The 22,814-nt window shown below is 37.4% G+C and carries 27 protein-coding genes; 8 read left to right on the top strand and 19 right to left on the bottom strand.

Features of this window, described 5'->3' with window-relative positions; translation table 11 throughout:
- The first annotated feature begins 191 nt into the window (after window positions 1-191).
- A complete protein-coding gene (locus tag GQR56_RS08545; protein ID WP_166110374.1) occupies window positions 192-2,078 on the top strand; it encodes a GGDEF domain-containing protein in 1,887 nt (628 codons plus the stop codon).
- On the opposite strand, the gene GQR56_RS08540 is transcribed toward GQR56_RS08545, so the two are convergent.
- The 5 genes from GQR56_RS08540 to mpl are packed head-to-tail and all read right to left on the bottom strand — an operon-like array spanning window position 2,064 to window position 6,412.
- A complete protein-coding gene (locus GQR56_RS08540) occupies window positions 2,064-2,738 on the bottom strand; it encodes an SAM-dependent methyltransferase (protein WP_166110372.1) in 675 nt (224 codons plus the stop codon). The genes GQR56_RS08545 and GQR56_RS08540 overlap by 15 nt on opposite strands.
- Window positions 2,738-3,505, bottom strand: a complete 768-nt coding sequence (locus tag GQR56_RS08535; RefSeq protein WP_024611269.1) for an ABC transporter permease — start codon at window positions 3,503-3,505, stop codon at window positions 2,738-2,740. The genes GQR56_RS08540 and GQR56_RS08535 overlap by 1 nt, the downstream gene beginning before the upstream one ends.
- On the bottom strand, window positions 3,506-4,435 hold the full coding sequence (locus GQR56_RS08530) for an ABC transporter ATP-binding protein (RefSeq protein ID WP_024594076.1): 930 nt from the start codon (window positions 4,433-4,435) through the stop codon (window positions 3,506-3,508).
- Complete coding sequence (locus GQR56_RS08525) at window positions 4,435-5,055, bottom strand: flavin prenyltransferase UbiX (RefSeq protein WP_002961027.1); 621 nt, start codon at window positions 5,053-5,055, stop codon at window positions 4,435-4,437. The genes GQR56_RS08530 and GQR56_RS08525 overlap by 1 nt, the downstream gene beginning before the upstream one ends.
- 1 nt (window position 5,056) lies before the next feature.
- Window positions 5,057-6,412: a UDP-N-acetylmuramate:L-alanyl-gamma-D-glutamyl-meso-diaminopimelate ligase gene (mpl, locus tag GQR56_RS08520; protein WP_166110367.1), complete on the bottom strand. Its 1,356-nt coding sequence runs from the start codon at window positions 6,410-6,412 to the stop codon at window positions 5,057-5,059.
- A gap of 340 nt (window positions 6,413-6,752) precedes the next feature.
- On the opposite strand from mpl, the gene GQR56_RS08515 reads away from it, so the two are divergent.
- The gene (locus GQR56_RS08515) at window positions 6,753-7,541 is read left to right on the top strand and encodes a hypothetical protein (RefSeq protein ID WP_166110364.1); all 789 of its coding nucleotides are present in this window, start codon (window positions 6,753-6,755) and stop codon (window positions 7,539-7,541) included.
- 45 nt (window positions 7,542-7,586) lie between these two features.
- Here the strand turns inward: GQR56_RS08515 and GQR56_RS08510 are convergent, their stop codons facing one another.
- The 3 genes from GQR56_RS08510 to folB are packed head-to-tail and all read right to left on the bottom strand — an operon-like array spanning window position 7,587 to window position 9,241.
- Window positions 7,587-8,396, bottom strand: a complete 810-nt coding sequence (locus GQR56_RS08510; RefSeq protein WP_024611266.1) for an undecaprenyl-diphosphate phosphatase — start codon at window positions 8,394-8,396, stop codon at window positions 7,587-7,589.
- On the bottom strand, window positions 8,393-8,881 hold the full coding sequence (folK, locus tag GQR56_RS08505; protein ID WP_166110361.1) for a 2-amino-4-hydroxy-6-hydroxymethyldihydropteridine diphosphokinase: 489 nt from the start codon (window positions 8,879-8,881) through the stop codon (window positions 8,393-8,395). The genes GQR56_RS08510 and folK overlap by 4 nt, the downstream gene beginning before the upstream one ends.
- Window positions 8,882-9,241, bottom strand: coding sequence for a dihydroneopterin aldolase (folB, locus tag GQR56_RS08500; RefSeq protein WP_166110358.1), 360 nt, complete (start codon window positions 9,239-9,241; stop codon window positions 8,882-8,884).
- A 238-nt stretch (window positions 9,242-9,479) separates the two neighbouring features.
- On the opposite strand from folB, the gene plsY reads away from it, so the two are divergent.
- The gene (plsY, locus tag GQR56_RS08495) at window positions 9,480-10,091 is read left to right on the top strand and encodes a glycerol-3-phosphate 1-O-acyltransferase PlsY (protein WP_166110355.1); all 612 of its coding nucleotides are present in this window, start codon (window positions 9,480-9,482) and stop codon (window positions 10,089-10,091) included.
- A gap of 11 nt (window positions 10,092-10,102) precedes the next feature.
- On the opposite strand, the gene tsaD is transcribed toward plsY, so the two are convergent.
- Genes tsaD through GQR56_RS08480 form a run of 3 tightly spaced genes read right to left on the bottom strand, consistent with a single transcriptional unit; the run spans window position 10,103 to window position 12,098 of the window.
- On the bottom strand, window positions 10,103-11,116 hold the full coding sequence (tsaD, locus tag GQR56_RS08490) for a tRNA (adenosine(37)-N6)-threonylcarbamoyltransferase complex transferase subunit TsaD (protein ID WP_024611262.1): 1,014 nt from the start codon (window positions 11,114-11,116) through the stop codon (window positions 10,103-10,105).
- 39 nt (window positions 11,117-11,155) lie between these two features.
- Entirely contained in the window at window positions 11,156-11,746 is a 591-nt protein-coding gene (locus GQR56_RS08485) for a YjaG family protein (RefSeq protein ID WP_166110352.1), read from the bottom strand.
- Window positions 11,730-12,098, bottom strand: coding sequence for a DUF2007 domain-containing protein (locus GQR56_RS08480; protein WP_024611260.1), 369 nt, complete (start codon window positions 12,096-12,098; stop codon window positions 11,730-11,732). The genes GQR56_RS08485 and GQR56_RS08480 overlap by 17 nt, the downstream gene beginning before the upstream one ends.
- An 85-nt stretch (window positions 12,099-12,183) precedes the next feature.
- On the opposite strand from GQR56_RS08480, the gene GQR56_RS08475 reads away from it, so the two are divergent.
- From GQR56_RS08475 to GQR56_RS08465, 3 genes are all read left to right on the top strand, one after another.
- A complete protein-coding gene (locus GQR56_RS08475) occupies window positions 12,184-12,606 on the top strand; it encodes a DUF2721 domain-containing protein (protein WP_024611259.1) in 423 nt (140 codons plus the stop codon).
- Window positions 12,607-12,993: 387 nt separating this feature from the next.
- Entirely contained in the window at window positions 12,994-13,878 is an 885-nt protein-coding gene (locus GQR56_RS08470; protein ID WP_166110349.1) for a LysR family transcriptional regulator, read from the top strand.
- Window positions 13,879-13,973: 95 nt separating this feature from the next.
- Window positions 13,974-14,594, top strand: coding sequence for a 2OG-Fe(II) oxygenase (locus tag GQR56_RS08465; protein ID WP_166110346.1), 621 nt, complete (start codon window positions 13,974-13,976; stop codon window positions 14,592-14,594).
- 11 nt (window positions 14,595-14,605) lie between these two features.
- Here GQR56_RS08465 and ubiA read toward each other — a convergent pair whose 3' ends face one another.
- Both ubiA and GQR56_RS08455 read right to left on the bottom strand, forming a co-directional pair.
- A complete protein-coding gene (gene ubiA / locus GQR56_RS08460; protein ID WP_166110343.1) occupies window positions 14,606-15,484 on the bottom strand; it encodes a 4-hydroxybenzoate octaprenyltransferase in 879 nt (292 codons plus the stop codon).
- The gene (locus GQR56_RS08455) at window positions 15,481-16,032 is read right to left on the bottom strand and encodes a chorismate lyase (protein WP_024611255.1); all 552 of its coding nucleotides are present in this window, start codon (window positions 16,030-16,032) and stop codon (window positions 15,481-15,483) included. The genes ubiA and GQR56_RS08455 overlap by 4 nt, the downstream gene beginning before the upstream one ends.
- 154 nt (window positions 16,033-16,186) lie before the next feature.
- On the opposite strand from GQR56_RS08455, the gene GQR56_RS08450 reads away from it, so the two are divergent.
- Window positions 16,187-16,585, top strand: a complete 399-nt coding sequence (locus GQR56_RS08450; protein ID WP_024611254.1) for a flagellar basal body-associated protein FliL — start codon at window positions 16,187-16,189, stop codon at window positions 16,583-16,585.
- 10 nt (window positions 16,586-16,595) lie between these two features.
- Here GQR56_RS08450 and glpG read toward each other — a convergent pair whose 3' ends face one another.
- The 6 genes from glpG to GQR56_RS08420 all read right to left on the bottom strand — a co-directional run bounded on the left by glpG (window position 16,596) and on the right by GQR56_RS08420 (window position 21,857).
- On the bottom strand, window positions 16,596-17,414 hold the full coding sequence (gene glpG, locus GQR56_RS08445) for a rhomboid family intramembrane serine protease GlpG (RefSeq protein ID WP_166110340.1): 819 nt from the start codon (window positions 17,412-17,414) through the stop codon (window positions 16,596-16,598).
- A complete protein-coding gene (glpE, locus tag GQR56_RS08440) occupies window positions 17,411-17,728 on the bottom strand; it encodes a thiosulfate sulfurtransferase GlpE (RefSeq protein ID WP_024611252.1) in 318 nt (105 codons plus the stop codon). Before glpE ends, glpG begins: the two co-directional genes overlap by 4 nt.
- 68 nt (window positions 17,729-17,796) lie before the next feature.
- Window positions 17,797-18,822 (bottom strand): L-threonine 3-dehydrogenase, encoded by a 1,026-nt coding sequence (gene tdh / locus GQR56_RS08435; protein WP_007584716.1) that lies wholly within the window; start codon window positions 18,820-18,822, stop codon window positions 17,797-17,799.
- A gap of 50 nt (window positions 18,823-18,872) precedes the next feature.
- Entirely contained in the window at window positions 18,873-20,066 is a 1,194-nt protein-coding gene (locus GQR56_RS08430; protein ID WP_024611251.1) for a glycine C-acetyltransferase, read from the bottom strand.
- A 169-nt stretch (window positions 20,067-20,235) separates the two neighbouring features.
- Window positions 20,236-20,799, bottom strand: coding sequence for a D-glycero-beta-D-manno-heptose 1,7-bisphosphate 7-phosphatase (gene gmhB, locus GQR56_RS08425; protein ID WP_121954387.1), 564 nt, complete (start codon window positions 20,797-20,799; stop codon window positions 20,236-20,238).
- A complete protein-coding gene (locus tag GQR56_RS08420) occupies window positions 20,799-21,857 on the bottom strand; it encodes a glycosyltransferase family 9 protein (RefSeq protein ID WP_166110337.1) in 1,059 nt (352 codons plus the stop codon). The genes gmhB and GQR56_RS08420 overlap by 1 nt, the downstream gene beginning before the upstream one ends.
- A 122-nt stretch (window positions 21,858-21,979) precedes the next feature.
- Here GQR56_RS08420 and GQR56_RS08415 point away from each other — a divergent pair, with 122 nt between their 5' ends.
- Entirely contained in the window at window positions 21,980-22,708 is a 729-nt protein-coding gene (locus tag GQR56_RS08415; RefSeq protein ID WP_166110334.1) for a 3-deoxy-D-manno-octulosonic acid kinase, read from the top strand.
- Window positions 22,709-22,814: the final 106 nt, after the last annotated feature.

Raw genomic sequence — 22,814 nt, 5'->3', positions numbered from 1 at the left:
GTTTTAAATAATTGCGCTAACTTTACTGCAATCCAACCAAAATGTCTCGCATAAAGCCATAAAAGCAGTCAAATGCATGACAAAAAAATGATAATTTAATTAATATTCAGCTCAAGATAATAAATTCGAATTAATTATTGGGCATTTATATATTTTGCGTATAATAAAACGATAATAAAAAAGGGACATATATGCTTAAAGGAAGAGTAAGAATAAGTTGGTTAATGGCTGGTTTTAGTGTGTTTTTAATTAGCTTATTCGCCTACGTTTATTACACCTACCAAACTACCCGTGCAGAAATAATGCAATCGGTCGACACTCGCCTACTTAATGCAGCCACCAGCGTAAAACATATTTTAGGTGATGAGTACCTTAACGCTGTTAATCAAAATGACACGATTAGTTTTTCTGACTATCAAGATAAAAGCAAAAAGCTTTCAGAGTTCGCTCAGGCACTCGATATTGCGTATGTTTACTCGATGATACTAAAAAATGGAAAAGTTTATTTTGGTGCATCTAGTTACACACAAGACGATCAAAATAACGGAAAAGTAACCCAGTTTTTAGACCTTTACCCAGAGGCAACAGAAGCAAATATAAGTGCTTTTTATTCAACAGAACCCGTATTTGAAATATCGAGTGATCAATGGGGACACTTTAAAACTATTTTTATTCCTTATATTGATGAAACTAACGGCAAAACCTATTTAACCGGTGCCGATATAACTATTTACGATTTGAATCAAAAACTGAAAGAAAGCGTATCTAAAGCTGTAGCCATGGCAAGCTTCTTCTTTTTTATTGCGATACTCGTTGCTGCTATTTATATATATTTACTCAAACGTTCTTTAGCAACTGATTCAAGCACTGGTTTTGCGAATCATATAGCTCTGGAGTACTTTCTTAAAAAGAGTAGCGCTCATCATATGCAGTTAGCGGTTATTTGGATTAACGAAATAGAAGATATAAATAGTTTTTACGGTACAGAAGTTGGCGATAAAGTGATGAAAAACTTATTAATACACTTTAAAAACCGCTGTTCTACACGCTGTCATATTTATCGCTTAGCAACAAATAAACTAGTGCTCCTTGCACCAAAAGAAATTCCGTATATCGAATTTAACGATCTTATCGAAACCTATAACTTTAATACCCCATTACTAACCGACCCTTTTATTTATATTACGCTATGTGCAGGCATTGCCAGTGGCAATAAGTCACTCTTACTAGAGAATGCACATATCGCGGCTTTACAGGCTAAACAAGGTCGGCATACAGTCGTTAATTACTCCAAAGCACTACATGATGTAAAAGTGCAATATCAATACAACGTAGAAATGGCTAAAGAAGTACGCGAGGCGTTTGATAACAACCGTATAGTGCCTTATTTTCAGCCTATTATTGATATAGATACAAATCAAATAGTGCAGTATGAATGCCTAGCTCGCATGGTAACTAGCACAGGTGAAATATTAAAACCTGACGCATTTTTAAATGTTGTAACCCGCTCAAGAATGGATGGTTTATTAACGCGTACTATTTTCTCACAATGTGTTAGCCGATTTAGAAAAACAAATATTTGCTGGAGCTTAAATATAACAGCCCAAGACATGCTTGATCCCAGTTTAAGTGAATATATAGCTTATGAATTAAAACGTTACCCGCATCCGGGTAATATCACTCTTGAGCTTATAGAAACACAAGCAATTGCTAACTTTTCAGAAGTAAAAGCATTTATAGGCATGGTTAAAACGAAAGGTGTAAAAGTTGTTATTGATGACTTTGGTAGTGGCTATTCAAACATATCAAACGTATTAAAACTTGAAGTAGATGGCATTAAACTAGATGGCGCTTTAATAAAGCAAATTGTAAACGATAAAGACATTTACTTATTTATAGAGCACATAGCGAGTTTTGCTAATCAGTTAGGTTTACAACTAATAGCCGAATCGGTAGAGAACAAAACAATTGTAACTGCACTTAAAAAAGCAAATGTGACACTGATGCAAGGTAATTACTTTGCTCACCCAGCGTCACATGTTAACTCACAAAATGAAGACGTATTAACGATCAGCTAAATTAATAATAAGTCGGTGGCTTTGTTGGCCACTGGCCCAATATTTACGTTCAAAAGGCGTAATAGCATCATCTGATTCATAAGGTACTACATCGCAAGAGTTACCAGTTAGTTCAAGGGCTCTTGCAAACTCTTTAACGTAAATATCCCAATTACTTCTTACCTCTAACAAGCCACCTAACTTAACAATAAATGGAAAGATAGCTGCGCCATGCCAGCGCCTGCGAATATGTTTAGACTTTGGCCATGGGTTTGGATACAACAAGTAATGATGGCTAGGCTGCCAATTAGCATCAACCGCTAAACGCCAAAAGTCGTTTAAATCGGCTTGTACTAATATGTACTGCCCACTGTCGGTTTGCTTATACTCAACATCATGTTTATCAAGGCGGTGCGACGATTTATCAATACCTATAACAAGCGCATCGGGATGACGCTTAGCCAAATTAGCCGTACTTTCGCCAACACCGCAACACGAATCTAAAATAAGCGGACCTTTAAAAGCGTGTACTTTAGCGTTAACTTCATCAAACGCGAGTTGTGTATGCTCTGCAATTGGCTTTTTAAATTCAGCACTTAAATGCTTATTTACTATTTCATCAAGCTTTTCGTGAATACCCGCTTGGTTAGATACAATACTACGTGAATTTGCATCATTCATTAATGTCTTAGCCCCACACCTTTTTTGATCAATGTAAGCGCTAATGTAAATAACGCTGTTATAAATACTAAAATAACTCCAAGAGCCACGCTTAAATCAACATCCGACACACCTAAAAAGCCATAACGGAACGCGTTAACCATATAAATTATAGGATTAATTTGCGATACATTTTGCCAAAACTCTGGCAGTAATGTAATGGAATAAAACACACCCCCTAAGTAGGTTAATGGCGTTAAAATAAAGGTTGGGATAATACTAATATCATCAAAGCTATTTGCGTAAATTGCATTAATCAAACCACCTAAAGCAAATACGGCAGAAGTTAAAATAACTGTAGCCATAATCACAAAAACATTATGAATTTGAATATCAACAAATAATAACGATACACAGGTAACTATAAAGCCCACCATAATGCCACGCGTCATACCGCCGCCCATATAACCCAGTACTATTATGTAATTAGGTACAGGTGCAACTAAAAGCTCTTCAATGCTTTTTTGAAACTTTGTTGAATAAAAACTAGAGGCTACGTTCGAGTATGAGTTTGTAATAACCGACATCATTATAAGGCCCGGTACAATAAACTCCATGTAGCTAAAACCGCCCATATCGCCAATTCGTGAACCAATTAAGTTACCAAAAATAACAAAATATAAGCTCATTGTAATTGCTGGCGGTACTAAGGTTTGCACCCAAATACGTAAAAAACGAATACACTCTTTAATCCATAAACTCTTTAAGGCTACGCCATATTTAAACATTTATTCGCCCCGCCCTTGCTCTAGTAATCCTACAAATAACTCTTCTAGTCTGTTTGCTTTATTTCGCATACTCAATACAGTATTACCTTGAGCTGTTAATGCACTAAACACAGCATTTAACCCTTGTGATTTAGCAACTTCCACCTCAACAGTGCGATCGTCTGTCATGGTAAATTTATAGCCATCAAGCGTTACAGGATTTGCTGGCGTTTTTAAATCTAAAATAAACGTTTCTTTATCAAGCTTTGCAAGCAGTGCTTTAATTGTGGTGTTTTCAACAATTCGACCATTATCGATAATCGCAATGTTTTTACACAGTAACTCTGCTTCTTCAAGGTAATGTGTGGTTAAAATAATGGTAACGCCTTGCTGATTTATTTGGCGTAAAAAATCCCACATTGAGCGACGAAGCTCTATATCTACACCTGCTGTTGGCTCATCAAGTATAAGCAACTTTGGTTCGTGCATAAGCGCACGTGCAATCATTAAGCGGCGTTTCATACCACCTGAAAGCGTACGCGCTTGCTTGTCTTTTTTCTCAAGTAAACCAAGTTGAGCTAGGTATTTATCAGCACGCTTATGGGCTTCAGCGCGTGGAACACCGTAATAACCAGCTTGGTTAACAAGTATTTGGCTAAGCGTTTCAAACTGACTAAAGTTAAACTCTTGCGGCACTAAGCCTAAATGCGCTTTTGCGGCTTCTAAGTCAGTATCAATATCGCAACCGAATACTTCTACTTTGCCTTTTGTTTTATTAACAAGTGAGGAAATAACACCAATAGTAGTTGATTTACCAGCTCCATTTGGGCCAAGCAAAGCGAAAAAATCACCTTCGTAAACTTGTAAATCAACGCCTTTAATGGCCTCAACACCATTTTTATAAACCTTAGTAAGGCCTTCTATATTTAAAGCAATATTTTGCTTAACCATTACTTACCCTCACCATAACCCCAACGTTTTGTTAGGTTATGTTCAATATTTAAATGATCTAAAATTCTTGCCACCATAAAATCGACTAAGTCTTCAATACTTTGTGGCTTATGATAAAAACCAGGTGCTGCTGGCATAATAGTTACCCCTAAACGAGATAACTTAAGCATGTTTTCTAAATGAATTTCGTTAAATGGTGTTTCGCGCGGTACTAAAATTAGCTGCCCGCGTTCTTTTATTACAACATCGGCGGCGCGCTCTAGTAAATTATCTGACGCCCCTACCGCAATTGCAGAAACCGATCCTGCACTACACGGGCATACCACCATTTTTTTAGGTGCCGCAGAGCCCGATGCCACAGGGCTAAACCAGTTATCTTTACCATATACTTTTAACTGTTCAGGCTTGGCATTAAACAGCGTACTTAACTGCTCAGTTGCTTTATCTTCATTGCCTGAGAGCTTTATGTTTGATTCTGTATCAAGCACTACTCTCGCAGCACTTGAGATAAGTACGTATACTTGAAATTGCTGTTCTAACAATACTTCGAGTAACCTTAAACCATAAGGCGCACCCGATGCACCGCTAAAAGCTAACGTAATTCTATCTTTAAATTGCACATTATTCTCCGCTGTATTTATCAGCTAAACCATCAATAAGTTGTTGATGTAAGCCATTAAAGCCACCATTACTCATAATTAAAATATGTTGATTAGGCTCAATACTTTCAAGCACTGTATCAATAATTGTTTGTGTAGAACTAAAGCACTGCATATCGGCTTTTTCAGCTTGCTCTTTGAGCGACCAATTTAGATTATCAGGCTCAAGAAGTAGCACATCGTTAGCATCACGTAATGAGTCTAATAATGTATGTTGGTGCACACCCATTTTCATCGTGTTTGAACGAGGCTCTAAAATAGCGATAATTTTTTCATCGCCCACTTTTGCACGTAACCCCGCAAGGGTTGTTTTAATTGCTGTTGGATGATGCGCAAAATCGTCATACACCTTTATGTTATTAATATCAGCTTTGAGCTCCATTCGCCTCTTGGGGCTAATAAACTCACCTAAAGCATCAATACTATGGTCAATAGCGATACCAACATGACGTGCAGCGGCTATCGCCATAATTGCATTTTTAACGTTATGCTCACCTATTGCTTGCCAACGCACAGTTCCCTGATTTTCGTTATTTAGCAATACATTGAACTCGCTGCCATCTGCTTTTAATAACTCATAATTCCAATCATCACCAAGAGTTTCGCTTTCGCTCCAAAGCCCTTGCTTTATTACATCATTAAGCGCTATATCTTGCTTTGGCCAAATTACTTTGCCGCTTTGAGGTAATGTACGCATTAAGTGATGAAATTGTTTTTTTATTGCGTTTAAATCTTCAAAAATATCAGCATGATCGAATTCAAGATTATTTAAAATGAGTGTGCGAGGTAAGTAATGCACAAACTTACTGCGCTTATCAAAAAAGGCAGTGTCGTATTCATCCGCTTCAATAACAAAAAATGGCGTTTCGCCCACTTTTGCCGACACACCAAAATTTTGGACTATGCCGCCAATTAAAAACCCTGGTTTTAAGCCAGCGTACTCTAATATCCATGCGAGCATACTTGCTGTTGTGGTTTTGCCATGGGTACCAGCTACAGCAAGTACCCATGAGTTTTGCAATAAGTTATGTTTGAGCCATTCAGGACCTGAGGTATAAGGTAAGCCTTTATCTAAAACATATTCAACACATAAGTTTCCACGACTCATTGCATTACCAATAACCACCATATCTGGCTTAGGCTCTAATTGAGATACGTCGTAGCCTTGAGTCAACTCAATACCAAGCTCTTCTAGTTGCGTACTCATCGGAGGGTAAACGTTTTGATCAGAGCCTGTAACCTTATGACCCAGCGATTTTGCAATGGCTGCAATACCGCCCATAAACGTGCCACAAATCCCCAAAATATGTATATGCATATACTTTCCTTAAATCGTGCGCTTACTTTACAGCTCTGCAAAGTTTAATGGCGCTATAATGCCAAAATTTGCGCTTAGTTACCATTGCAGGTAAGCATTTCACTCTTGCCAAAAGAGCTTTAATCTAAGGTTTAACCACCCTAACAAATAAACATTTATGTTATAGCGCAACTAAGTCATTTTTAAATTGAACGGTAGCCAGAAAAGGTTGGTACAAAGAACACGAATACGTCATTAAAATTAAGTAAAAAGCATGGCTTACTTTTAAGAAACTCTTATAAATGTTATAAAACACACCGTTTTTAAATACTTATTTTTTTAATACTTAAAGGGACGTAATATGAAAAAGCTATTCTTTGTAGCCTGTATTCTTTTATCAACAAAAATCTTTGCTTTAGAACTTACTAAATATCCTATAGAGCTTAGCTCTGCAGAGGGTATCAATGTAGTTATTGCAACTACGCTAGATAAAAAACAAGCGTTAGTAAGAGTTAAAGGCATTAATAACGAAATTGATGACATTGTATTTTTAACTAACCTAGAACCTCACGGTAGCAATAAAGCTTATAAATATACGTTTGATGGTTCTAAACGCAGCATTGTTACTGTTAATGATAACTACCGCTGCTGCTCATATACTCTAAATATTCCTGATAGCCGAGATGGAGTTTATTTAAGAAAAAACGAAGAATCTACATCAGGTATAACTGAAAGTTTAGAAAAGCAATACGAACAGCAAGTAAGTAAGGAAATTCAAGCTAAACTTGCCATATTTAATCGTGATAAACATTTAAATTATCAGCAAATGAATATGACTGACGCCGACCAGCAAGTTAATAAACAATGCGGTTCAACAATAAAGACTAATGTTGATTGGGAAGCGGTTGATGATAAAAGCTTACAAAAATATGCAGTGGGTTCCTTCTGCGCGCAAGTAGCAAAAGAAATTGCTTATATGTGTAAAGAAGACAATAGTTTTAAAAGTAAAATAGCAGATGTTAGTACCATTAACTGCGAGTTTACTGATCAGCTAAAGTTACGTAAATTAGATAAAACGTTAACGTTTAAAACATCATCTGAAGCTCCTAACCAAGGGCGGTTTATTAAAGCTTACTTATTGAATTTATAATATTGATTTATAAAGTAAAAAAGCACCTCTCGGTGCTTTTTTTGTTTATGTTAATCTATAAGTTAAAAATACGATTAAACCAACACCGAGCAATAAACGGTATATTACAAATGGCAACATCCCCATTCGCTCTATTACTTTTAAAAACATAAATATACATGCATAAGCCGATAAGAACGATAACACCACCCCTAACAATAACGTGTTCCAATCAACAACATGGTCACCCAATGCAAGTTCTATAGTGTAGTAAAGCCCCATCATAGAAATAATAGGTATTGCCAGTAGGAACGAAAAACGCGCTGCGCTTTGTTTATTCATACCCAACATTAAACCAGCAGTCATAGTAATACCTGAACGCGAGGTACCTGGGATCATAGCCACCGCTTGTGCAAAACCAATTATAAGCGCTGTTTTCCAATTTAGTTGGTAAATGGTTTTAATTTGTTTACCCTTTGCATCGGCGTACCACAGCAGCAAGCCAAAAATGATGGTCGTTGCTGCAATAACCCATGCGCTTCTCAGGTATAACTCAATAAAGTCTTTTAAAAGTAAACCTAAAATGGCGGCAGGAACAGTACCTAAAATTATCCACCAGCCTAATTTACTGTCATCGGTAGCGCCTTGCTTACCAAATGATTTAAACCATGCACTTAGTATATCTACTACTTCTTTACGAAAATAAATAACAACGGCAATTAAAGTACCAACGTGTACTGCCACGTCAAATGCGAGGCCCTGATCTTCCCAGCCTAAAATTTGCGATGGTAAAATTAAGTGCGCCGAACTCGATATAGGTAAAAATTCAGTAAACCCTTGTATGAGGGCTAAAATAATTATTTCGATAATACTCATGGGTTAGAAAACTCCACCTTCCATAGTTTTTGTTGAGGGTTATTATATGCATTCCATAACTGAGCAATTGTTTGTTTAGCTACAGGATGATAAAAATCAGGTGCAACCTCGCTCAATGGCTGTAATACAAATGCATTTTTAGTTATTTCGTCACGCGGTAATTGCGCTGGGGAGTCGCAAATTACATCATCATAAAACAGTAAATCCAAATCGAGCGTGCGTGGGCTGAATTTTTTATCGCTAGCCATACGACCGTTATCACGTTCAATGTTTTTTAGTAAAATACATACATCAGCTAATGACATATCAGTAGTTGCAGCAACGACTGAGTTATAAAAATTATTGCCAGCAAAACCAACCGCTTCACTTTCAAAAACAGACGAATGCATAATTTTTTTGAAGTGTTGCTTAAGTGCAATCAATGCACATTGTATATAGTGCGCTTTATTTATATTTGAGCCTAGGCTGATGTAAATTTGCGGCATTTAGTCTTTTGCCTTAGTACGTGTAATTTCAACACCCACTGTTTGAGCTTGTGGTACTGCAGCGGGTTTACTTACTTTAATAGTAACCTGAGGGGTATTAAATTCAGTCAAAATAATATGCGCTAATTGCTCAACTAAAGTTTCTAGCAATTCAACGGGTTTTGCAGTGCTGTGCTCTATAACGCGCTCACTCACCTTTGAATAGTCGAGTGCTAAATTAATATCGTCATTAGCGGCTGCTGGTTTAATATCACTTAGCATTTCAATATCAAAATACAGGCTCTGTTTACTTTCTTTTTCAAAGTCGTACACTCCAATAATAGTGTCGACATGCAATTGAGATATAAATACCTTGTCCATTGATACTCCAAATGACTGAGCTAATTATGTTAAGTATCAATTAAATTAATACTGCATATACTTTAATCAGTGTTTAAATATGCAAAAATTACTTTTACAATAACAAAATAACTTTGTTAGCTAAAAATTAAATAGGCATAATCATTTTCACGATAAATTTTGCCGCCAATAATAGCCCAAAAGCAATACCAATTACATTAAATGTGGTTAGTATAATGATAAAAAATTAAGGAAGTGCGTGTTAGCGATTTTAATGTTTGTTTTAGCTTATTTACTCGGATCGATTTCATCGGCTATTTTAGTGTCGCGGTTATTCAAACTTCCTAATCCTCGCAGTAACGGCTCTAATAATCCAGGCGCAACCAATGTTTACAGGTTAGGCGGTACGTTGCCTGCTTGCTTGGTTTTAGTATTTGATATTTTAAAAGGCACTATTCCAGTTTGGGGAGCCTATTTTTTAAAGTTAGAACCACTAGAGTTAGGTTTAGTTGCAGTAGCAGCTTGTTTAGGGCATATGTACCCTATATTTTTTAACTTTAAAGGTGGTAAAGCAGTCGCTACTGCATTTGGATCTTTATTACCTATTGGTTTGTCGTTGGCTGGGTTACTTGTTTGTACTTGGCTAGTTGTAGTAGCAATAACTCGTTATTCATCACTTGCGGCTCTTGTGGCTGTATCCTTAGCGCCTTTATATACTTGGCTAATAAAACCACTCTACACATTACCTGTAACGTTTATTACTTTATTAATTATTTTTCGTCACCGTACTAATATTATTCGCTTATTTACTGGTGACGAACCAAAAGTGGATGCTAAAAAAGCACCCACTGATAAAAACAAAAACCTGTAAAATATGGGCAATTAAATCGCCTCAAGGCTATCTATTGGCCAGCGAGGTTTTGTTTTCATATCAAGGCTTGCAAACTGACCTGCCTTCAAGCGCTGCATACCTGCATAAGCAATCATAGCGCCATTGTCGGTACAAAATTCAGTGCGAGGATAAAACACTTCACCTTTCATACCTTTCATTACGCGCTCAAGTTGTAAGCGTAGTTGTGTATTTGCACTTACTCCACCGGCAATAACTAAGCGCTTAATACCTGTTTGTTTTAGCGCTCGCTTACACTTAATAACTAACGTATCAATAACGGCTGTTTGAAATGCATGTGCTATATCAGCTTTAGTTTGCTCGTCATCGCTATTTTGCCTAATAGTGATTGATGCAGCAGTTTTTAAGCCACTAAAGCTAAAATCAAGACCCGGTTTATCAGTCATCGGACGAGGAAACACAAAACGCTTAGCAACCCCTTGCTCTGCCATTTTAGCCAAACGTGGACCACCTGGGTAATCAAGACCAAGTAACTTAGCTGTTTTATCAAATGCTTCACCTGCGGCGTCATCTACCGACTCACCCAATACTTCGTATTGACCAATGCCAGCCACCTTTACCATCATCGTATGACCGCCAGAAACTAATAGTGCGATAAATGGAAATTCTGGAATGTTTTCCTCAAGCATCGGCGCAAGTAAATGCCCTTCCATGTGATGCACTGCAACTGCTGGAATATCCCAACCGTATGCGAGCGAACGACCAATAGACGTGCCCACCAGTAATGCGCCAACTAAACCAGGACCTGCGGTGTAAGCAATACCGTCTAAATCTTCAGGACCGCAACCAGCTTGTGCAAATGCAGCATCAATAAGTGGTAATGTTTTACGAACATGATCGCGAGATGCAAGCTCAGGCACTACACCACCATAATCAGCATGTACTTTTACTTGGCTGTATAATTGATGGGCCAACAAACCCTTTTCGTCATCGTAAATTGCAATACCCGTTTCATCACATGACGATTCAATGCCTAAAATTCGCACTGTACTTCTCCTGCCTTTTAAATTTTTACTTTGCTGTTTTTATAACGAAAGACCAATATTTGTTTGACCATCTTCAAGGGCAAACTTTTTAAGTGCTTTTACGCTATCAGAGGTAATACGCCCCATAGCTTCAACAAAATCAATTAACTCACCAAGCACTTCCATTTCGTACTGCATTAACGGATGTTCGCGTATAGCCTTATTATCTGCCACCTCACCTTCTACCGTCATCTGATATTCAATAAAACGAGCAACTGTTGCTTGTGATATTTTGCTTATACTAATAAATTCTTGTTCGTCTTGTGCCATTAAACCATGCATTAAGCTAAGTAGAGAGGTAGCAGCATCAATAGCAGGGTAAGTACCAAACATATCAAAGTCAGCAAGTTCAGGGACGTTTGGCTCTATTTTTTCGATTTGCTTTTCAAGATCTATTTTACTTTTAGGAAGTAGTATTTTTTCCCAACATACATTAAGTGAATTACGAAGTAGGGTTTCATCACCAAACCCAGTCGCTTCACTAAATAAACCATAATTAGGCAACATGCGTTCAATTAAAGCACCCGCTAAAACAGCTTGCTGTAAGTAGTTTAGATCTCTAATACGCTGGAAGTTATTCGCTTTTGTCATTTTTTAATGTCTCACACGACCAACAAAAATCGAATGTTGATCCGTTATGCTCATTGCAATTAGGACATACCCAATCTGGAGCTGATTTTTTTACTTGTTGGTAGTTTACCAATATTTCGCGCGCATGGCGCTCTTTAATCGTATAAACCTGCACACTAACTTGAGCTTGTTCAAACGGTATTTCACCCAATGCGCCCTGCAACATTTCACCTTTAATTTGACACTCAATACCATCTGTTTGTATTAAGCCTTTAATAATATTGGCTTCTAATATATTTTCAGCACGATAAATAGTAATCCACTGAAATTGACTGTCTGCTAAGTTATCAGTATTAATATTAGTATTTTGCAATTTTCACCTCATTAATTTTGGGTATACAATATCCTACGCTAGTCTACTAAACTTATTTAGCAGCCAATATTTCACAGGAATAAACATGACACTTACAACTCCCGGCTTACTATTTCCGGCAATATCGCTGTTGTTACTTGCCTATACAAACCGATTTTTAGTACTAGCGCAATTAATTAGAGAATTAAATGCGCGTGAAGGTGAATCAATACGCCCTGTAGTTGTTGCACAAATCACTAATTTAAGAAAACGCATTAATCTAATTAGAACAATGCAAGTGTATGGCGTGGCATCATTTTTATTATGTACGTTATCAATGTTTGCTCTGTTTATTGAGTTTAATACGACTGGGATTATTTTGTTTGGGATTAGCTTAGCGTGTTTAAGCTTGTCACTGCTAACCTCTTTGTTTGAAATTCATATCTCGTGTGATGCTATAGAAATAGAATTACAAAGCATAGAAAACAAGCCTCTAAGCAACCGTATTAATCGTAACTTTGTTAAATAAAAAGCTGATACAAATCAATTATTGCTCAACTGATAATAAATTATGCTTTAATCAATGCGCCATTATGTGGCATACTTTTTCATTAAATAGAATGATTAGCTTTAAATAAAAAACTTATCAATCTGATTTACAAGTATTTAGTATGATTTATTCATCCCGAAAAAGGATACAAGGTAAATAATAAATCATTAGGCCTAGGCCTAAAAAATAATACTCTGTAACAGTTTACCCCTTTAATTAATAACAAAAGAGGGATATCCTGACCAAAATTTGTCATAAACTTGCAAACACATTTAAATATTAGATTTTACAGAATTGTTTAAGTAAAAAATTAATATTATTGATGTTTGCGTTATATGCGACTTACTTATAAAAAGGGACTATAAAGTGAGATTTGAACAATTAGAACAATTTGTAGCACTTGGCGTGTTGCATCATTTTAGACAAGCTGCTGAACAAACCAAAATCAGCACTTCAGCGCTTACTCGTAGCATTCAAACACTTGAAGATGAAATGGGGTATGAATTAGTAAAACGCTCCACTCGTTCAGTAAAACTAACTCCTGAAGGTGAGCTTTTTCTTGAGTACGCCAAAAACACATTGTCTGAGCTTGAATTAACCAAAAAACGTATTTTTCAATCTATTAATGGAAATACTGATGAAAAATTAGTGATTGGATATACTAATAAAGCAAGCAGCATAGTACCTATTTCCTGTGGGCAATTTTTAGCACAGTACCCTCATGTAAAAATAGAAATGCAATTGCAAGATCAACACGAGCTTACCCGTAAGCTACAACAGGGTGAAATAGATATTAGCGTCTACTCACAAGCTATTAATAGCATAGGCAGTGATATACATTTACCTGACCAACTCATTTTGTTTGTTTCTAAAAATCATCCTCTTGCTCACAAAAATGATATTAGTAAACACGATTTAGATAGTTACCCTATGTTTGGCTGTTTTTCTCAGTCAAAACAAGTACAGACTATGCTTAATGAGGCAATTGACTCTTTAAATAAATCGTCGAGCATTAAGGTCGGTAGTATTGATCAAGTGATGATGGGGCTTGCTAAGTCTAATCATTTTGCTATTGCAAGCATCGAGCATGCAAACACAGTAGCTGAACATTCAGAACTAGTTCAATTAAAAACAAATAAAGACTTAAGCCATGAGCAACTAGTGATACAAACTAGCCAACAAACAGCGGTTGGCGAACATGTAGAGCACTTGTTATCGCTTATAAAAAAAGCAGCAACTGCAATCAATTAAACAACACTATTTTTAAAATGTGTGCGACATAAAAGTAATAGCTTTTGTAATCTTTCCGGCTACACTGTCGCACCTTCAAAAAATTAGTGATATGAATGTTTAACCTACCAGCCGACGACAATTATCTAACCGAAATAGAACAACAAGGCTACTGCATTATTAACAATGCAATAAATGAGCAGCTTATTGTTGATTTAATGGCTGATTGTTACCGTATAAATCCACATTTTACACTCGCTGGCATTGGTCGCTTAAATAACCTTCAAATTGACGATACTATTCGTAAAGATAAAACCTACTGGTTTGATGGCACTTCTCAAGCTCAACTAACTTATCAAGCCGTTATGGAAAGTATTAAAACAACACTCAACCGCACTTTATTTATGGGACTGTTTGATTACGAATGTCATTATGCAAAATACACGCATGGCGATTTTTATAAAAAACATGTAGATGCCTTTAAAGGTCGCTCTAATAGAGTTATTACTAGTGTATTTTATTTAAATACTCCAGCGGAGGGTGGTGAGCTCGTTATTTATAAACCTAAAAGTAAAGAAGTAGAAATTACTATTAAACCAACGGCTGGCACCTTAATATTATTTGAAAGCGAACGCTTTGTTCACGAAGTATTACCCGCTGTAGATAAACGCTATTCAATAGCCGGTTGGTTTAGAAAAAACGCATCTATAAGCGGCATTATTGACCCACCAAGGTAAAATTCCACATATTAGAATGTGATTGGGTATGAAAACAATAAACCAATAAAAATAGCTAAGCCTACATAATGGTTATTCAAAAAAGCTTTAAAACATGCATCCCGCTCACGCTGATGAATCAACTTTTGCTGATAAACTAATAAACTAGTTGCTAACCCTAAGCTAATCCAAAATACAATTGATAACTCATTAACAAAACCAATAAAAACCACTAAAGCAATAAATACTGCATTAAGTAAAAAAATAATATGACGGTCGTATTTACCAAATAAAATAGCGGTCGATTTGACTCCTATTTTTAAATCATCATCTCTATCGACCATTGCATACATAGTATCGTAGGCAACTGTCCAACAAATATTAGCAACAAATAACAACCATGCCTGCGCCGGTAATGCATTTACTGATGCCATATAAGCCATAGGTATTGCCCAGCCAAAAGCTGCACCTAATACAACCTGAGGCAGTTGTGTGTAACGTTTCATAAATGGATAGCAAAATGCTAATCCTAAAGCACCAAACGAAAGTAAAATGGTATTAGTGCTAAGCATTAATACCAATAAAAATGCAATAACGATTAATAAAACAAATAAACTAATTGCCTCTTTACTACTTACTAATCCTGAAGCAAGTGGCCTTTGAGCCGTTCGTTTTACAGAACCATCTATTTTTCTATCAGCAAAGTCATTTATTACACACCCAGCACTTCGCATAACAATAACCCCAAGCGTAAAAACAATAAAGTTAACCAAGCTCGGCATTCCGTTATTAGCAAGCCATAAAGCCCAGTAAGTGGGCCAAAGTAACAATAAGGTACCAATAGGCTTATCTACACGCATAAGCTGTATATAGTAAGGGAGATGTTTTGTTGTTAAATAGGCTAGTTTCATGAGTAAAGGTATGCTCCAGGTAAAAATACTTCACAGACTAAAAAGCTGTAGTCTTTAAGCGAAAATACACTGCGTCGACCTAATAACATTTGTTTAGGTAAACCTAGATCTAATACTAATTGTTGTAATGAATGATGTGTATTAAAACGAGCTATCTCTATATCTTTACGTACAAGATCTGGGTTTTGAAAAATAACATCGCCTAGAGGGCGCTCCCCCATATTATGCAAAGGATTTTTTGATTGGTTTAACAATTGGTTATCAGGCAACCAGCTTTGTGCATAAACCATTGGTATTTCATCGCACATTAAAAGTACTTCCCTATTTAATGCCGATGATGCAGTGCAATTAAGTAGCTTTTGTTGCTCTTGCGATAAATTAAAAACCTGCTCGCTAAGTACTTTTACACTAAAAAGCTGTGCTCGACTTTTTAATTTAGCTGTTAATGAATGCTGTTCAAATAACCAATCACATTCTACAGCCGATAAGTCATTTACCTGTGAGGTATGTTGCCAGTTGGCGGATAAAAAAATAGGGTAAGTAGTCACAATAACTCAATTTAATAAAAACCGAGGCAATAATAACATCGCCAATGCATTTGAAAAAGTGATGATTTACTGCCATAAATAACTGCTCTGCGCTGTTTATTACACTCTATTAAGTATAAACTATTTGTAACTGGTTTAGGAAAACGCTTTAAATATGAAAAAAATAGTATACGTAGGCATTTTTACATTCATAACAAGCTTTATGAGCTTAACAGCGCGTGCAGAATCAACTGTTGGTTATTTTGGCTTTGAACCAGATATAATTACTAATTACATTGGCGCATCAAGTAAAAAAATGGGCTATGTGCGCGTTACTATTGATTTAATGCTTAATAACACATCAGACATTGCCATTGTTGAGCACCACACCCCTTTACTACGCGATGCCTTAGTCGAAATATTTTCGAAAGAACCTGAAGAAAAAATAAAATCCCTTACTGGCCGTGAAGAAATACGCGCAAAATGTGCTGAAAAAATTAAAAGCCTACTAAAAGAAGAAACAGGAAAAGAGATCATCCGTGAAGTCCTGTTTACTAAGTATTTATACCATTAGTATTTAACTACTAACGTTTTGCATTAAATATATTCGCGGTATATGCGTAAGCCATGCCGCTAATTAACCCACCTAAATGCGCCCAATTAGCCATACCTATAAACAATACATCAGCAAAACCAAGCACTAACCAAATCAACATAAAACCAATAATAGCCGTACTAACCAGAGCTGGTTTGTTAGGGTTTAAAAAGCTATGAATCCAACAAAAGCCAAGTAAGCCGTACACAACGCCACTTAATCCACCAAAGTTGGGTCCAACCATTAAATATTGCGCCCAATTACTTAACAGCGCTGTTACTAAAAAAAGCCCTACTAAACTTAATTTTCCGCACTGTTTTTCAATGTTATCGCCAAGCGACATCCACCAAATTAAGTTAAACACAATGTGCATAGCGCTAAAATGCACAAGCGCAGGTGTTAACCAACTAAGCGGTTGAGTTGGATTAAATTGCAGCACCGTATAAATTTGCTCAAATCCACCTAATAAAAAAGCAACGTAAATAACAATGCTTAATATGCTAACAGTTTGATTAAGCCAACTAAGCGCTTTAAAACGCTCAACTAAATTAAGTGATTGCCCTTGATACTTAAGTGGCGACTGTGTGCCACCTACATCCCAAGATGCTTGCTGGTATTTTTCATGATTAGGGTTTTGTGTGAATTCAATCCATAAGGGCTGAACTTGATGAAAATCCTCTTCAAGCACACTAACAATGACATTACTGCCATCTGCTGAATGTAATTGCCCTTTCAAACCTTGGCTTTTTAAATAATCTATAAAGCCCTGTGCGGCGCGCGGGTTATTTAAACTGCCAAGCTCTATCATCGCTCTACTTTCTCGCTATAAGCCGCTTCCCAAGCAGTAAAACCGCCATCCATACTGTAAACATCTTCAAAGCCTTGCTCAACTAAATAACTAGCTGCGCCTTGAGAGCTCATACCGTGGTAACACACAATAATAATTGGCTGATCGAATTCTTTTTCCATCATAAATTGTGCAATATTACCGTTAGAAAGTGCTTCTGAACCAGGAATACGACCAGCTTGATACGAATTAGGATCGCGAATATCTGCAATTACAACGTCTTCTTTATCTAGAAGCTCTAACGTTTGCGCTATAGAAATATATTTAAATGCCATTGAAGTCTCTTTAATTAATAGTATAAAAAAGGCGGCTAAAGCCGCCCTTCTTGTAATTTAGTGAGGAACTAATCCCAGTTTAAAATTACTTTACCTGACTGACCTGAAATCATCATATCAAAGCCAGCTTGGAAGTCATCCACAGAATACTGATGTGTAATGATTGGGTTTAAATCAAGACCAGATTGAATCAAGCTTGCCATTTTGTACCACGTTTCGAACATTTCGCGACCGTAAATACCTTTAATCACTAAACCTTTAAAAATAACTTGGTTCCAATCAACCGCCATATCAGATGGTGGAATACCTAGCATGGCAATTTTACCGCCGTGGTTCATGTTATTAAGCATTGAATTAAAAGCGCTTGGCACACCTGACATTTCAAGACCAATATCAAAGCCCTCTGTCATACCTAAGTCTTTTATTACGTCTTCAAGCTTTTCGCTTGCCACGTTTACAGCACGTGATGCACCCATTTTGCGGGCTAAGTCTAGACGATATTCGTTTACGTCGGTAATAACGACGTGGCGAGCACCAACGTGTTTTGCTACAGCCGCAGCCATAATACCAATTGGGCCGGCACCAGTAATAAGTACATCTTCGCCAACTAAGTCGAACGATAATGCGGTATGAACTGCATTGCCAAACGGGTCAAAAATTGAAGCCAGTTCGTCAGAAATATTATCTGGAATTTTAAATGCATTAAATGCAGGAATAACTAAATACTCTGCAAATGCACCTTCACGATTTACGCCAACACCCGTTGTATTACGGCATAAATGTACACGCCCAGCACGACAGTTACGACAATGCCCACATGTAATATGACCTTCACCCGATACGCGATCGCCTACTTTAAAGCCACGAACTTCCTGGCCCATATCAACGACTTCACCAACATATTCGTGACCAACAACCATAGGAGTAGGAATCGTTTTGCTTGCCCATTCATCCCATTTGTAAATATGTACGTCGGTACCACAAATAGCTGTTTTACGAATTTTAATCAGTAAGTCGTTATGACCCACTTCTGGCTTTGGCGCATCTGTCATCCAAATGCCCGGTTCTGCTTTTAATTTAGATAATGCTTTCATAATTCACACTCAACTAAAAAACCGAAGCGAGGCTTCGGTTTAAAATAAAATTAAATAACGCCCATTTCTTTACCAATACGGGTAAATGCATCAATAGCAATATCGAGTTGCTCAATGCTATGCGCCGCTGAAATTTGTGTACGAATGCGGGCTTGCCCTTTTGGTACTACTGGGAATGAAAAACCGGTTACGTAAATACCTTCAACAAGTAACTTATCAGCCATTAACGAGGCTACTTTTGCATCTCCCAGCATTACTGGAATAATTGCATGATCTTTACCTGCACACGTAAAACCAGCAGCTTCCATTTGCTCACGGAAATATTTAGCATTTGACCAAAGTTTAGCGCGAAGCTCGCCGCCACTTTCTAGCATTTCAAGTACTTTAATTGATGCAGTAACAATTGAAGGCGCTAATGAGTTTGAGAACAAGTATGGGCGCGAACGTTGGCGTAACCATTCAACAATTTCTTTTTTACCTGAAGTATAACCACCTGAAGCGCCGCCTAGCGCTTTGCCTAATGTGCCGGTAATAATATCTACACGGTCTAATACATTACAGTACTCAGGTGTACCTTTACCGTTTTCGCCAACAAAGCCAACTGCGTGAGAGTCATCAACCATTACAAGTGCATCGTATTTATCGGCTAGGTCGCACACTGCTTCTAAATTACAAATAACGCCGTCCATAGAAAACACGCCATCAGTAGCTATTAGCTTAGTTTTAACGCCGGCTTCATCTGCTGCAATAAGTTGCTTTTCAAGATCAGCCATATCGTTATTTGCATAACGAAAACGCTTGGCTTTACACAAACGTACACCATCAATAATTGATGCATGGTTTAATGAATCAGAAATAATAGCGTCTTCTGCGCCTAAAATAGTTTCAAACAAACCGGTGTTTGCATCAAAACACGAAGAATATAGAATCGTGTCTTCAGTTTCCAAAAACTCACTGATTTTTTTCTCTAGTGTTTTATGAATATCTTGCGTACCACAAATAAAACGAACAGACGCAACACCAAAACCATGATTATTTAAACCGTTTTGCGCAGCTTCAATTAGCTCTGGGCTATTAGCTAAACCTAAGTAGTTATTAGCACAAAAGTTGATTACTTTACCTGACGCAACTTCGATTTGAGCTTGCTGCTGAGATTTAATAATACGTTCGCTTTTATACAAACCTTCGGTTTTTACGTCTTCAATTTGCTGTTGTAGCTGGCTAAAAAAAGCAGATGCTCTCATCTGTGTTCTCCATTTATTTGAACGGGTAAACAACCACATTTAAGCGACTGTTTATTATGGGGGGTATTGTAAAAGTTTAATGGGGAAAATGCACGGTTTGCAGTTCGTCGCAAACGCCCTAAACTGGAAGGAATTCCTGCCAGTTTACAGGCTAATCTGTTTAGTTTATTTATGTCTTTAAAAGCGCAGGTAAACTGTTTATAGAATCGATAATTAAATCAGCCTCTTGCTTGGCACTTTCATCAAAGCTTTGACCTGAACGCACTAAAACGCGGGTAGTGATCCCTGCTTTTTTCGCAGCCTGCATATCACTGAGTTTATCGCCCACCATAATACTGCAAGCAGGGTCGATGTTATGCTCTTGTATGCCTTGCAATAACATACCTGGCGCAGGCTTTCTGCAACTGCACTCTTTCAAATATTCAGGGTGCGCTTTTTTAGGGTGATGAGGGCAAAAGTACACATCGGTAACTTCAATACTGTGATCGCTAAATTGGGCTTTCATCCATTGCATTAGTGCTAAAAAATCAGCTTCGGTGTAATAACCTCGACCAATTCCAGATTGATTAGTGACGATTATGATTTTATAGCCCGCATCATAAAATGCTTTACAAGTGCTAAAAACACCTTCAATAAATTCAAATTTATCGCTTTGATACACATAACCATGATCAACGTTTACCACGCCATCTCGATCTAAAAAAAGCGCTTTATTTTTTTGTTGTACATTCATTACAAAGACTCTTTTTGTACAACATGGTTAAACATCGCTTTTACATCATCAACCGTAATTTGGCTCATTAAGTCATCGCCTTTTACGCGCGTACCCCACGGTACTTGCTTAGCTTTTTTACCTGTTTGCTTAAGCAAATTTTGATGATAAACCTCAACCACGTAATCTTGATATAAGTAAGGGCCTGTTCGTGCTGGGTTTGAATGTGCATATAAACCAATAACCGGCGTACCAACAGTTACCGCCATATGTGCAGGGCCTGTATCGGGCGCGAGCACTAAGCTGCCACGCTTTAACACGCACAACAATTCTTTGAGTTTCGTTTTGCCCACTAAATTTAAAATAGGTGTTTTGCTATGCTCTACAATGCTATTTGCTAGGTTAATTTCAAGCTCTGTTGGACCACCCGTCAATACCACCTTAAAGCCTTGCTCGCTTGCATAATCAGCCAATGTGGCATAACGATCAGCGAGCCAATTGCGCTGTGCTTTACTTGCTGCTGGCGATATTACTAATAGTTTATTAGTTAGGTATTCTGGTGTTAGTAACTCATCTGCAACCGCTTGGTCTTGCTCTGTATATGGCATGTTCCAACTCGGTTTATAATCAGCTACACCAATGGCTTTTGCAAAACCTTTAAAGCCCTCAAGCACATGCGCCTGAGCTTCTGGGGCTATTCGTTTATTAATAAATAAGCTATGTAATTCTTTTGAACGCGCCCAATCGAAGCCTATTTTTACTTTTGCCGGAATACAGCGCGCTACAAACCCAGCCCTTAATGCAACTTGCATGTTAAGTAGTACATCAAACTGTTGACCTTTAAAGCGTTGCTTTAAGCTTTTAAGCGCTGCTTTGCCTTGTTTTTTATCAAATACCACCAGCTCAACACCCGGTAAATCGGCAAGTAGCATGGCTTCTATTTTGCCAATAACCCACGTAATTTTTGCATTAGGGTGTGCTTTTTGAATAGCTTGTACAGCACTCACACCATGACATACGTCACCAATGGCTGAGAGTCTTAATATACAAATAGATGAATAATTAGGAGCTTGAGTCACGCATTCCCTTAGGTATTAAATACAAAAGCCGATCTTAAATTATAATCACGCTATTGCAAGCACTTATCCTCAGCTTTAAAACGCGCTAATATAGGCACATTATTTAGCAATTACGCAGAGCTATGTTTAAACAACACGTGCAAGGCAACCACACTCTATTAAGCCACCCTAAATACACAAGCCAAATTACCCTCGATTGGTTTGATGCAAATTATTGGCAACAACAAAATAAAATTGTGGGCGCTAAAAAAGGTCGAGCAACTGCGTGGTTTTTTAAGCAAGACGAATTAACAGCCGTACTTAGGCATTATTGGCGCGGTGGCTTAGTGGGTAAATTGCTAAGCGATCAGTATTTATACCCTGGGCTTGAACAAACCCGTGTGTATAAAGAGTTTAGCTTAATGAGTAAACTTATAGAGCTTGGTTTAAACGTACCAACCCCTATTGCAGCTAAAGTAACGCGTAGCGGATTAATTTATCGTGGTGATATTATTACAGAAGCTGTTAAAGGCGCTAAAAGTGTACTCGACATATTAATTGAACGCTCATTGACTGAAGATGAGTTAGAGGGAATAGCTAAAACAATCGCGCTATTTCATTCAAAAGGTGTGTACCACGCCGATTTAAACATTAATAACATTTTATTTAATGATACTGGTGATGTGTATATTATCGACTTTGATAGAGGTGAAATAAGAGCGCCTAACCCACAGTGGCAACAAAGTAATATGGCACGCCTTGAGCGCTCGTTTTTAAAAGAACAAGGTCGAAACGAGCCATTTAATTGGCAAGCGAGTGACTGGCAAACCCTGCATAGCAACTACCTCAAAACACTCGCTAATATAAGTTAACCTAATATAAGTTCATAGGTTAGACATTAAGAGATAATTGGATTCAGGCCGCATTTTAATCGTCCTTTTTCTTTATCTCTTTTTGGGTTCGCTCTTCGTGCATATT

This window comes from Pseudoalteromonas sp. Z9A5 (assembly GCF_011378875.1).
Classification (GTDB): domain Bacteria; phylum Pseudomonadota; class Gammaproteobacteria; order Enterobacterales; family Alteromonadaceae; genus Pseudoalteromonas.
This window is presented reverse-complemented; position numbering and strand designations above follow the sequence as displayed.